The organism is Pseudoxanthomonas kaohsiungensis, from assembly GCF_010211765.1.
GTDB classification, from domain to species: domain Bacteria; phylum Pseudomonadota; class Gammaproteobacteria; order Xanthomonadales; family Xanthomonadaceae; genus Pseudoxanthomonas; species Pseudoxanthomonas kaohsiungensis.
Window position 1 is genome coordinate 1 of sequence record NZ_PDWO01000020.1, and the last position, 12289, is coordinate 12289.

Below are 12289 nucleotides of genomic sequence, written 5' to 3' on the forward strand. Positions count from 1 at the left end.
CCGATAACAATTCAGGCCCACAGGCCGCTTGAACGATAGGCACCCGCGCCGCGGATTCCATGATGGCCCGAGCACATCGACCGCTCACCTCAAGGCCGAATACACGACTGCAACCGTTCCGCTTCCCGACGATCAAACATCAGCTGCGGCAAACCTGCTTGACGGAGGAGTCCATACACGAATTGTTAGGGCTCAGGATAGCGAAACACGGATGCCCCACCGCTTTCGCTAAGCATATCGCCAAGCAGGTGCCACTCCCGGCCCTGCCCGGTGTAACCCACGAACCAGAGCTGGGCCACCTTGACCTTGTCAAAGGCAAGCTGCTCCGGCACGACCGTGACGCCGCGATTTAGATGAAACACCACGACGAGATCCGAGGAGTCGCCGTACTTGGCCAGCTTGTTGAGCTCGTTCTGCAGCGACGTCGAGTCCCGCACGCGCTCGGGTACGAGCTCCTTCATTTGTATCGGTACGAAGTGAACGCATTGATCGCGCTCGAATCTGGCGACGAAGTCAATGTCTTGCTCTTCGACAAATGCAAACCGGACGTCCAAGCCGAAGCGTTGGCCAATGCCGTAACAGAAGAGAGCGCACTGCCGGCCTTCCCGGTAGGGCTTTAGCTCATTCGTACGAAGCGAAGTCAGGTTGTAGGGAAGGTTTGCCGCAGCCACTTCGTCGGACAGTTTGTCCAGCGCGATGAGAAGTCCCTTGGGGTCGTAGAAGGGCAGCTTCGACCAGCGACGCTCTCTCATCTGAGCCCTAACGCCTTATGTCTTTGGTTTCCCCTAGCCTAGGTGTCGAGAGCCCGGCATGCGCGCCCGCTAACGCCTCGGTGTAGCAGCACCGTAACTCAGCAGGGGCCGCATGCCGGCGCTCGCGCCCTGCGCCCGGACAGTTGGCCGAGGTCTCCCTCGAACTGATAAGCGTGGGCTTGGGCGCGATGCTCTCGACCCGCCAACTCTATCGGAGGATTGGGCATGACGGCAGTGGGCATCGACGTGGGCAAGGCCTCCCTGGACGTGGCCATCGAAGGACGGCCGGCAGTCATGCGAGTGGCCAACAGCACCGCGGCGATCCGCAAGCTGGTCCGGAAGCTGGCCGACCTGGACCAGGCCCGGATCGTGGTCGAGGCCACCGGTGGGTATGAGGAGCCGCTGCTGGAGGCCTGTTGCGATGCCGGGCTGTGGGTGGCCCGGGTCAATCCCCGCCAGGCCCGCAACTTCGCCCGCGCCGCCGGCGACATGGCCAAGACCGACGCTATCGACGCCCGGTTGCTGTGCCTGATGGCCGGGATGTTTGCCGACCGGCTGCAACGCTACCAGGCCCCTCTGCCTTGGCAACGCGAGCTGCGGGACTGGCTGCGTCGCCGCGGCCAGGTGGTCACCGCGCTACAAGCGCACCGGCAACAGATGGCGATGTGCCCGCCCTCGATCCGGACGCTGGCCGCCAAGACCGTCGCTGCCCTGCGTCGAGAACTGGCAGCCATCGACCGGCAGATGCAGGCCCTGCTGGATGCGCATGCCACACCGGCGCTGGGATCGTGCAAGGGACTGGGACCGATCTTCCAAGCCACCAGCCTGGCGCTGCTGCCGGAGCTGGGGGCGTTGAGCCGACGCCAGATCGCGCGCCTGGTCGGCGTGGCACCCATGAACCGGGACAGCGGCCAGAGCAGTGGTGTCCGTCGCATCCGCGGTGGTCGGGCGCCGGTACGCGTGGCCTTGTACATGGCCACGCTCTCGGCGGTGCGCTGGGACGAGACGATGAAAGCCCACTACAAGCAGCTTCGGGCACGCGGCAAGCTGGCCAAGGTCGCGCTGGTCGCTTGCATGCGAAAGCTGCTGACGATCGTCAATGCGCGTCGTCGCGATGAGCTACGGATGGAGGCCGCAGTGCCGATCTGACCGCTGGTCGGAAGACAGTTGCCGATCTGACCGCTGGTCGGAAGACAGTTGCTGAGTTAAGCCGAGCCGCGAAGCGGCTTCGGCTTGAACGATTGGTTAGGCATGTCTAGCAATCCCCGAAGCGATGCGCACTAGCCGTGCAGCTATGCGGGTCACTACAAGATTTGACCATGCCCCCAAAGATGATAAATCCCGCCAAGGCTAGAGCGCCTACGGCCCCAAGCCCACCCACGACCTCACCTACGCGCTTAACGAATTGCTCAAGTCTAGGGTGCTTATGGACTCTCGCTCTAGCCAGATCAAAGCCCCAAAGCGAAGCAACCCCAATGACCGCCAGGCCAAGTACTACCCCAAAGAAAACAGCAATTGGCAAGCCAACCTTTGTCAAAGGGTCTCGTGCAGCCTCGCCAAGCCATGAGACCAATTCTGGATAGATTGCCGACCCAACCAGGAAAAGTATCGCGACGGCCCCCACAAGAATTGCGCCGAGAAACACAAAGATTACGATGTCGGTGACCCTGTCCAGCAGGAACTCCTCCGATGCCTAACGATTGAGTTAAGCCGCGCCGAAGGCGTCGGCTTGAATGACTAGTTAGCCTTCAACACCGTGCGCCCGGTTGTATGCCGCTATCAGCTGCGGCAAGACTGATCGGAGGTTGCGTTGCAGCGCTTCAGTTGAGCTGTTGGGCTCCGGAAACCAGATAGCGTAAACACCCCAGCGAGTCGGCTCGGGGGGCAGTATCTCTTGAATCTCGCCATCGCCGATCTCCCAGACGATACCTGCACGTGTGCCGTCGGGCGCAACGACATATGCATCGCCTGCATCGTCGCCGAGAAACGCGGTGATCTCGCCGAACTGCCACCCTTCGATCGCTGGCAATTCCGGCTTTGCGAAGCCGTGATACATAGGCGCACCTTCTGGGCGCGCAATAAACGCGGGCTCCACCGCGTCTGCGCTGGAGGCTGTCGAATCTAACAGGAGCTTGCGACCAGTCGACATTGAAGGCTAACGCCGGAGTTAAGCCGCGCCGCGGAGCGGCGTCGGCTTGAACGAGTGGTTAGGCCGGCGAGCCATCAGGCAAGAAGCCTGGACAACCGACACGCCAGCCAAGTGATTGTGCGAGACGCGCTCCGACCGAACGCCTGCCCCGCGCCCGACCCGCTGCGATGCCGCACGCCAACTTCCCATTGCGATTCCCCTACCGAAGGCCGGCGACCCACCCCAACCACGAACGCCACAACCCGCCTAACTACCAGTAGACCCCCAACGGGGGTGTAGCACCGAGTCTGGCGGACCGTCGCGCGGGGCGTCAATCGGGAAACCCGATCGAAATCAGGGGTCTGGTCGTGGCCTTAGCTGCAGGACGGGGAGTCTCGCCTGCGAATAGGCGGCCTGGAGACCCCGATATCTCTTATGGCGGCGGGTGGACCCCGATATTTTCCGTCGTGTTTTCCGAACCAGATGCCGGGCGGATGCGGCTCAAGCTCTTGCGGCCTGTGCCTCTGGCGGCATGCGGGGCCGGATTCGCCGGCATATCCGGTACACCCGCCGCGGATTGCGCGAGGGGTTAACGGGGCGAGAACCCGGCGGACGCCTGCCTGGTCCCGGGCGCGGGCCCTGCATGGGAAAGAGCGGACACTCCGTCCAGCGCCGAACCTTCGAGTTCCGGTTACCGGCGCGCCGGCACCGCGCACCGGCGCGCGCGCGATTTCCATGCGCTCGCGGATCGGAATCACGGATGCACCGGTTCCAGTCACGCGCGCACGGGTGGTTTCCATGCGTTGGTGCATGGAAATCACTGGAACGCCAGTTCCGGCCACTGGCCGACGCGTGTCTTCCATACGCCCACGGATCGAAATCACTGGCACGCCACCGATTTCCATACGCCTGCGGATCGAAATCACTGGCGCGCGGGCGGTTTCCATTCGCTGATGCATGGAAATCGGTGGCGCGTCGCTGCCAGCCACGCACGCGCCAACGGGCAGGACACCGGGGCTTCGCCCGTGGCGCCGCCCCGGCGGCGGTGGGCGGGTCGGACGGCCGTTAGGTGCGGGGAATGGACGGGATCGGCGCGGGCAACGGCCTCGCGCCTGCGGCGCCCGCGTCGCCGATGAATCGGCTCCTACAGGGTGGGGGTCGAGGCCTGGATGGCGGCGGCCACGTACACCAGCGGCGCGTTCCAGTTGATCGCGGTTTCGTTGCTGGCGTAGCTGCACGCATGGTCGATCCACGACAGCGCCGGCAGCGTCGACGGATAGGCCACGCCCTTGCAGTCGGCCAGGTCCTGCTGGCGCGGATTGGGGCCGCCGGAGAGCAGGCCCGGCACCGGTTCGGCGATGCCATCGGCCTGCGAGGGCCGGTGGTGGACGTGCATCGGCGTGCGCAGGCCGTGGCCGGTGACGAAGGACACGCCCAGCGGGTTGCGCCCCAGTACGTAGTCGAGCTGCGACTGCGCCGCGTCCAGGTAGGCCCGCTCGCCGGTGAGGCGATGGCCCTGCAGCAGCACGATGCCCTGGTTCAGCGCCACCGCGCTGCTGCCCCAGACGAAGTCGGCCGGCTGCATCGCCAGCCGCCACGGCGACCGCCGCGACTGCGCGGCCAGGCGCGCGGCCAGGCCACCGACCTGCTTTTCCGCCGAAGCGCGCGTTGCCGCCGGCAACCGCTGGCCATGCGCGGCCAGCGAGATCCAGCCCAGCGCACCGACGTTCGACCAGTTGGGCACGTCGGCATCGCGCGCGTGCCGTTGGAACGCGTCGAGATAGGCCGCCTCGCCGGTCAGCAGGTACAGCTCGGCCGCGGCCCATGCGAATTCGTCGTCCAGCTTCGCATCGCCGTAGGCGCCGGTGTGGACGTCGGCCGGCTGCCGGTACACCGCGTCCGGGTTCGCCTGCGCCCAGCGCCACGCGGCTTCGGCCGCCGCGCGCATCCGCGCCGGCTGGCCGGGGAACTGTGCCTCGTAACCGGCGTAGATGCGGCTGGCGGCAGCCATCACCGCGGCGAAATCCAGCGCCGCGGCGGTGGAGCGGCCGACCAGGTAGCGGCGCTCGCGCGCCTGCTCCGGCATGACCATGCCGTCGAAGCGCAGGTTGGTCAGCTTGTGGTACACGCCGCCGTCGCCGGGGTCCTGCATCGCCAGCATCCAGCGCAGGTTCCACCAGGCCTCGTCGAGGATGTCCGGCACGCCGTTGCCGCTCTCCGGGATGCCCAGCTCGCGGCCGCGGAAGAACGCGGGGAAATGCTCGTACGCGGCCAGCAGCGTCCAGGTGGTGATGCCGGAATTGACCACATACTTGTTGTAGTCGCCGGCGTCGTACCAGCCGGCTGGGGCGGACACCACGGTGCCGGCCGGGCGTCCCGGCGAGGCGGCCGAGGCGTGGATCTCGACCGCATCGTCCGCATGGCCGGCCGCGCGCGCGAAGCGGCCGGCATGCGCCGGCTCGAGCGGCGTGCCGGCCCGGATCAGGTAGAACGACTTGAGCGAGGCGTCGGCCAGCGCGGCATAGGCCTGCGCATCCACCGGGAACGGATCGGACAGCGGCAAGCCCTGCACGCGGACGCGGTACTGGCCGGGCGCGGCGAGCGCGCCGAGGTCGGCGATGGCCGCATCGCGCGCGGCCGGTTCCCAGCGCGCCGGCGCGGTGGTGGTTCCGCGCAGGACCACCTCGCCCCGGGCGTCGAGCACCTCGAACGCGCGCGCTTCGTCGCTCTCCACCACCGCCAGCTTCTGCGCACCCGGCAGGAACCCGAGCTGGTTCAGGCGCACCTGGCCTGCCGCCGCGGCGGCGGAAGACGCCTCATGCGTACGGCCATCGGCAACGGCGCCGAGCGCGGCCAGCAGCAGGCACCACCGCATCGACATGCCGGCGCTCACAGCGCGGCCTGCGCGAGGAAGCGCCACAGCCCCAGCAGCGCCATCGCCAGCAGCACCGCCAGGGTCAGCAGCGTGCCGCCGAAGCGTCCGGCCGAATAGCCGGCCGATCCGCCCAGTCCGATCGCATGTGCCAGCCGCGCCAGCAGCAGCACCAGGCCACAGGTCCACACCACCGCCGCGGCGGTGCCGGCCAGTTCGAGCAGGGCCAGCATCAGCAGCGCCAGCGGCACGTACTCGGCGAAGTTGCCGTGGACCCGCACCCTGCGGGTCATCACCTCGTCACCGCCGGTGCCCACGCCGATGCGCTGCGCCTTGCGGTGCAGCATCACCCGCATCGACAGCAGCAGGTAGAACAGGACATGCAGCGAAGCGACCAGCAGGGTGATGCGCGGCGTCGGGGCCATGCGGGCATTCCTTGATGAGGACTGCCCGGATTGTGCCAGCGTCAGGCCGCCAGCGGCCGCGCCTGCAGTTCGGCGACCTCATGCGCGGTGCCGAAGCGGCCGTTGGCGTCGCGAACCACCTGTGCCAGCGCGCACGCCGGGTCGTGGGTGAAGAACAGGTGCACGTTGCGCGCGAGCTTGTCCTCGAGGAAGGCGCGCTTCTCGTCGATCAGCAGCTCGGCGTTGCGGTCGTAGCCCATGGTGATCGGCAGGTGCACCCAGGAGCGTCCCGGGATCAGGTCGGCGCAGAACACCACGCCGCCGTGCGGCTGGCCGTCCACTACTTCTGGTCCGGCGATCTCGGCCAGCATCAGTCCGGGCGTGTGGCCGTCGCTGAAGCTGAAACGCACCGACTCGCCCAGCGCGCGCGAGTGCGGCCCATCGACCAGCTCGAGCCGGCCGCTGGCCTCCAGCAGGCCGGGCAGTTCCGGGATGAAGCTGGCGCGGTCGCGCGGGTGCGGATGGCGGGCGCGCTCCCAGTGCGCGGCGCCGACCAGGTAGGTGGCGTTGGGGAACAGCAGCTCCGGGCCGCGCCCTTCCGACCACGGCGCCAGCAGGCCGCCGGCGTGGTCGAAATGCAGGTGGCTGAGCACCACCACGTCGATGTCCTCGTGCTCGAAGCCGGCCGCGCGCAGCGAATCGACCAGCACGTGCCGGTCTTCCTGCACGCCGTAGCGTTCGCGCAGCTTCGGTTCGAAGAACGCGCCGATGCCGGTCTCGAACAGCACCGTGCGGCCGTTGAGCGGGCTGGCCAGCAGCGCGCGGCAGGCCAGGTCGATGCGGTTGAGCGCGTCCGGGGCCGACCATTTTTCCCACACGGCCCGCGGCGCGTTGCCGAACATCGAGCCGCCGTCGAGCTTCTGCGAATTGCCGCGGATGGACCAGAGTTTCATGCGCGAATGCTAGCGGTGGGCCGGTTAAGAATCCGCAAGCCGGCCGCGCTCAGGGCGCGACCGTCGCCGTCGCGCGCACCTCGGCGCTGCCGACGCTGTTGCGCGGATCGCTGCCGCCGGTGAGCACGTTGCCGCGCCGGTCCCACAGCACCGTCTGCATGTTGCCCCAGGTATGGCTGGAGCCGCGCCCGCTGGCGCTGTCCTCCGGCAGCCGCAGGGTGTGGCCCATCGCGCGCAGCTTGGCCGCAAGATCGGGGTCGAACGCGCCGCTCTCGGCCTGGACCACGTCCGGCATCCACTGGTGGTGGTAGCGCGGCAGCGCGGCGACCTGCTGCGCGCCCAGGCCATCGGCGAAGCCCAGCGCGCCGAGCAGGACCATGGTGATGATGCGGCTGCCGCCCGGGGTGCCGAGCACGGCGACGTGGTCGGGCGAGACCATGAAGGTCGGGGTCATCGAGCTGAGCGGGCGCTTGCCCGGCGCCGGCGCGTTGGCTTCGTAGCCCATCACCCCGAAGGCATTGGGCTGGCCCGGCTGCAGCGCGAAGTCGTCCATCTCGTTGTTGAGCAGCACGCCGGTGCCCGGCGGCACCAGGCCCGAGCCGAACAGCAGGTTCACGGTCTGGGTGACCGCGGCGCGGTTGCCGTCGGCATCGACGATCGAGAAGTGGGTGGTCTCCTCGTCCTCCAGCGGCGTGGGCAGTCCGGAGAAGGAATCGCTGGGCGTGGCCTTCTCCGGGTTGATCGTCGCGCGCAGGCCGGCGGCGTAGTAAGGGCTGGTCAGCACGTCCACCGGCACGTGCACGAAATCGGGGTCGCCGAGATAGAAGGTGCGGTCGCGGAACGCGCGGCGCATCGCTTCGATGGTCAGGTGGGTGCGCTGCGCATCGTCCAGTTTCGCCAGGTCCCAGCCGGCCAGGATCTGCATCATCTGCGCCAGCGCCACGCCGCCGGAGGACGGCGGCGGTGCGGTGACCACTTCCCAGCCGCGGTAACCGAAGCGCAGCGGCTCGCGCTCGTGCACGCGGTAGGCGGCCAGGTCGCCCGCGGTCCATTGCCCGCCCTCGGCGCGGACGCCGTCCACCAGCTTCTTCGCCACCGGGCCGCGATAGAAACCGTCGAAGCCATTGGCGGCCAGCAGTTCGAGGGTCTTCGCCAGATCGGGCTGTTTCAGCAACTGGCCTTCCTTCGGCGGCTGGCCGTTGCTCAGGAACACGGCGCGCGTGCCGGGGAAGCGTTCCATCACCTCGCGGCGGGCGGCATAGCCGCGCTCGAGCTTGGCGTAAACCGGGAAGCCGTCGCGGGCCAGGCGGATCGCCGGGGCCAGGCTGGCCGACAGCGGCAGGCGGCCGTACTTGCCGGCCACGTGCACCAGTCCCGCCGGCAGGCCGGGGATCGCCGCGGCCCAGGGGCCGTTCTCGGCCAGGTCCGAATCGAGCTTGCCGTCGGCGGTGCGGTAGCGGTCGGCGGTGGCGGCGGCCGGGGCGGCTTCGCGCGCATCGATGAACACGTCGCGTCCGCCGGCGCCGCCCTGCCCGGCCTGGTGCAGGAGGAAGAATCCGCCGCCACCCAGCCCGGAGCTGATCGGCTCGACCACCGACAACGCCGCCGACACCGCCACGGCCGCATCGAACGCGTTGCCACCCTGGTCCAGGACCTCGAAGCCGGCGTCGGTGGCCAGCCGGTGCGCGCTGGCGATCGCCGCCTGACCGGGGCGCTGGGCCAGCGCGGAGCCGCCATCGGCGGCCCGGGCCGGAAGGATCGAACCGGGGAGGAAAAGTCCTGGTACGAACAGCGACAGCGCCAACAGCAGGCGTGGCAGTACGCGGCGGGTCATCGGGCCTCCGGCAGGTAGAGTTCGGGGTGTTCGCGCTGGAGCCGCAGCAGCTTGGCCAGCAGCGCATCGTGGCTTTCGGGGTGTCCCGGGTCGGGATCGATGCACTCGACCGGGCAGACGACCACGCATTGCGGCTCGTCGAAGTGGCCGACGCATTCGGTGCAGCGCGCCGGGTCGATCACATAGATCGTCTCGCCCATCGAGATGGCCTGGTTCGGGCAGGCCGGCTCGCAGACGTCGCAGTTGACGCAGAGTTCGTTGATCCGGAGCGACACGTCGTGCGCTTGCGGCGCCGGGTCCCGGCATCGGGACCCGGCGCCACCATCCTCTTACTTGGCTTCGACGAAGACGTACTCGGCACCGGTCGGCGCCAGCGCGGCCTGGACGCGCTCGTTGTCCACCGCGTCGCCGATGAACAGGATGCGCACGCCCTTGAGGGTATCCGGCGGCACGTCGGCGAAGGCGACCAGCATCAGGTCGGCCATCTTGGCCGAGGCCGGCGAACCGAAGGCCAGCAGGTTGCCCTTCTGCACGCCGCGCGCCATCGCGGTCTTGGCCGACTCGACCTGGCGCTCGTACTTGGCGGCGAACTCCGGGTCCGATTCCGGCGGCAGGTAGTACAGGAACGGGTTGTTGGTGACCGTGCCCATGTTCTCCTGGACCACGGCCGGCAGGTAGGCCTTCCAGCCCGCGTCGTCGTCCCTGGCCGGCGCGGTCAGCACCTTCTTCTCGGCCGCTTCGTTGGCCACCGGGGCCTCCTTCTTGCAGGCCGTCAGGACCAGCGGCGAAACCAGCATGCAGGCGAGCAGAAGCGCGCGCGTCGTCGTGTTCATCAGGAACCTCCCGTCGTTCGTAGGAAAAGAGTCACTCGGAAACCGCATTGCCACGCCTGGCCTCCCGCAAGGCCGTGGCCACCGCCGGCGGCACGAAGCCCGATACATCGCCTCCCAGTCGGGCGATCTCGCGCACCAGCGAAGATGAGATGAAGCTGTACTGCTCGGCCGGGGTCAGGAACAGGGTCTCGACCTCGGGGATGAGATGGCGGTTCATGCTCGCCATCTGGAATTCGTACTCGAAATCCGACACCGCGCGCAGGCCGCGCAGCAGCACGCCGGCGCCGACGTCGCGGACGAAGTGCGCCAGCAGCGAATCGAAGCCGCGCACCTCCACGTTCGGATGCCCGGCCAGTGCCTCGCGGGCCAGCCGGACCCGCAGCTCCAGCGACAGCGTCGGGCCCTTGGCCTGGCTGGTCGCCACGCCGACGATCACCTTCTCGAACAGCGGCGCGGCCCGGGCGACCAGGTCGATATGGCCGTTGGTGATCGGGTCGAAGGTGCCGGGATAGACGGCAGTACGGCGTTGGACCACGGGGCTGGCGTCGTTTCAAGGTGCCGGATTGGCGGCGGCCAGTGTATCAGCGCACTCCGCGCCCGGTGTATCGCCGGCGGCGCCCGGCGTTGCCGCCACCCGGTACAGCGCCGCGCGCGCCTGCGCGGTGCGCAGTTCGCGGTGCAGGCGCCAGCCGGATGGCGGCGACGGCGCCTGGTCCACCGGCGACTCCAGGTAGATCCAGCCGTCGACGGCCAGGTGCGGCGGCAGCGCCTGCAGGGTCCCGGCCCAGAGATCCGCCGCAAACGGCGGATCGACGAATGCGATGCGGCAGCCGCCCCCGCCTGCCGGCGCCTGCCCGGCCAGCCAGCGCACCGCGTCGTCCTGCACCACGCGGACCTGCGCCTCGGCATGCAGCCGCTGCACGGCTTCGCGCAGGCATCGGGCCTGTGCCGGATCGCGCTCGACCAGGATCGCCTGCGCCGCGCCACGCGACACCGCTTCCAGGCCCAGCGCGCCGCTGCCGGCGAACAGGTCCAGCACCGTCGCCCCCGGGAGCACCGGCTGCAGCCAGTTGAACAACGTCTCCCGGACCCGGTCGGAGGTCGGTCGCAGGCCGGCCAGGTCGGGCACGGCCAGGCGCGTGCCGCGCCAGCGTCCACCGATGATGCGCACGCTGCCGGGCGCCCGCGCCGATGCGGCCGGGGCGTGCGACGGATGCCTGGGAGGGCGGCGGTTCATAGGGGGGCAATGGGGTGCGGTGCTAGCATGGCGCGCATTCTCCGATATCCGCAGGCAATGGTCAGTTTCTTCCGCCGCAAGAAGCCGCAGGATGCCCCTGCCCCCACCACGTCCAACCGTTTCAGCGCCGAGGAACTGGCTGCCGCGTTCCCGACGGCGCCGGCCGCGGCCGACAACGGCGCGCTGGACGTGGATGCGGCTGCCGGCGCAGCCCTGGTCGAGCCGGCGGTGGTCGAGCAGCAGCCGCTGGAGGAAACCGCCGAGGCGGTGATCGACGCCGATGCCGGCACCGTGGCCGACGCCGGCCTGGTGGTGCCGGCGGCCGCGGCCCCGGGCAAGCCCGGCTGGCGCGAGCGGCTGCGCAACAGCACCTTCGCCCGCAGCTTCGGCGGCCTGTTCTCGCGCAACCCCAAGCTCGACGACGACCTGCTCGACGAGATCGAGACCGCGCTGCTGACCGCCGACGTCGGCGTGGGCGCGACCACCGCGCTGGTCGACGGCCTGCGCAGGCGGATGAAGGCACGCGAGTTCGCCGACGCCAACGCGCTGCTGGTCGCGCTGCGCGCCGACCTGGTGGCGCTCCTGCGCCCGGTCGCCCAGCCGCTGGTGATCGACCGCGGCGCCCGCCCCTTCGTGCTGCTGACCGTCGGCGTCAACGGCGTCGGCAAGACCACCACCATCGGCAAGCTGGCGCGCCGCTTCAAGGACGAAGGCCGCAGCCTGGTGCTGGCCGCCGGCGACACCTTCCGCGCCGCCGCCGTGGCCCAGCTGCAGGCCTGGGGCGAGCGCAACGGCGTGACCGTGATCGCCCAGGGCCAGAACGCCGACGCCGCCTCGGTCGCGTTCGACGCGCTGCAGGCGGCCAAGGCGCGTGGCATCGAGGTGCTGGTCGCCGACACCGCCGGCCGCCTGCATACCCAGACCGGGCTGATGAACGAGCTGGGCAAGATCAAGCGCGTGCTGCAGAAGATCGATCCGGCCGCGCCACACGAAGTGCTGATGGTGATCGACGGCACCACCGGCCAGAACGCGCTCAACCAGCTGCGCCAGTTCCATGCGGCCGTGGGCGTCACCGGCCTGGTGGTGACCAAGCTCGACGGCACCGCCAAGGGCGGCGTCGTGTTCGCGCTGGCACGCGAATTCGGCATCCCGATCCGCTTCGCCGGCATCGGCGAGCGGCCGGAGGACCTGCGCGTGTTCGACGCCGAGGCCTTCGTCGACGCGTTGCTGCCGGAAGCGCTGGGCGGCAGCTGAGCATGCCGGCCGCAACGCGTGG

The 12289-nt window shown here is 69.1% G+C and carries 12 protein-coding genes; 2 read left to right on the top strand and 10 right to left on the bottom strand.

Translation table 11 applies throughout. From position 1 onward, the window contains the following. Nucleotides 1-185: 185 nt before the first annotated feature. A complete protein-coding gene (locus CSC66_RS15890; protein ID WP_162378398.1) occupies nt 186-752 on the bottom strand; it encodes a hypothetical protein in 567 nt (188 codons plus the stop codon). A gap of 225 nt (nt 753-977) precedes the next feature. On the opposite strand from CSC66_RS15890, the gene CSC66_RS15895 reads away from it, so the two are divergent. Next, entirely contained in the window at nt 978-1901 is a 924-nt protein-coding gene (locus tag CSC66_RS15895; RefSeq protein WP_162378399.1) for an IS110 family transposase, read from the top strand. Nucleotides 1902-2493: 592 nt separating this feature from the next. On the opposite strand, the gene CSC66_RS15900 is transcribed toward CSC66_RS15895, so the two are convergent. The 9 genes from CSC66_RS15900 to rsmD all read right to left on the bottom strand — a co-directional run bounded on the left by CSC66_RS15900 (nt 2494) and on the right by rsmD (nt 11013). Next, nucleotides 2494-2808 (bottom strand): 3-deoxy-8-phosphooctulonate synthase, encoded by a 315-nt coding sequence (locus CSC66_RS15900; protein WP_162378400.1) that lies wholly within the window; start codon nt 2806-2808, stop codon nt 2494-2496. 1216 nt (nt 2809-4024) lie between these two features. Further along, nucleotides 4025-5761, bottom strand: coding sequence for a glycoside hydrolase family 9 protein (locus CSC66_RS15905; protein ID WP_162378401.1), 1737 nt, complete (start codon nt 5759-5761; stop codon nt 4025-4027). Between the two features lie 8 nt (nt 5762-5769). Then, nucleotides 5770-6177, bottom strand: coding sequence for an MAPEG family protein (locus CSC66_RS15910; RefSeq protein WP_162378402.1), 408 nt, complete (start codon nt 6175-6177; stop codon nt 5770-5772). 41 nt (nt 6178-6218) lie between these two features. Next, entirely contained in the window at nt 6219-7109 is an 891-nt protein-coding gene (locus CSC66_RS15915) for an MBL fold metallo-hydrolase (protein ID WP_162378403.1), read from the bottom strand. A 49-nt stretch (nt 7110-7158) separates the two neighbouring features. Further along, nucleotides 7159-8943, bottom strand: a complete 1785-nt coding sequence (gene ggt, locus CSC66_RS15920; protein ID WP_162378404.1) for a gamma-glutamyltransferase — start codon at nt 8941-8943, stop codon at nt 7159-7161. Beyond that, entirely contained in the window at nt 8940-9218 is a 279-nt protein-coding gene (locus CSC66_RS15925) for a YfhL family 4Fe-4S dicluster ferredoxin (protein ID WP_162378405.1), read from the bottom strand. Before CSC66_RS15925 ends, ggt begins: the two co-directional genes overlap by 4 nt. A 54-nt stretch (nt 9219-9272) precedes the next feature. Then, nucleotides 9273-9776, bottom strand: coding sequence for a hypothetical protein (locus CSC66_RS15930; RefSeq protein WP_162378406.1), 504 nt, complete (start codon nt 9774-9776; stop codon nt 9273-9275). Nucleotides 9777-9807: 31 nt separating this feature from the next. After that, nucleotides 9808-10311 carry a pantetheine-phosphate adenylyltransferase gene (gene coaD, locus CSC66_RS15935; RefSeq protein WP_162378407.1) on the bottom strand — a complete coding sequence of 168 codons (504 nt, stop codon included), beginning with the start codon at nt 10309-10311 and terminating at the stop codon, nt 9808-9810. 15 nt (nt 10312-10326) lie between these two features. Continuing rightward, entirely contained in the window at nt 10327-11013 is a 687-nt protein-coding gene (rsmD, locus tag CSC66_RS15940; protein ID WP_162378408.1) for a 16S rRNA (guanine(966)-N(2))-methyltransferase RsmD, read from the bottom strand. 57 nt (nt 11014-11070) lie between these two features. Here rsmD and ftsY point away from each other — a divergent pair, with 57 nt between their 5' ends. Then, on the top strand, nt 11071-12267 hold the full coding sequence (ftsY, locus tag CSC66_RS15945; RefSeq protein WP_162378409.1) for a signal recognition particle-docking protein FtsY: 1197 nt from the start codon (nt 11071-11073) through the stop codon (nt 12265-12267). The last annotated feature ends 22 nt before the right edge of the window (nt 12268-12289 follow it).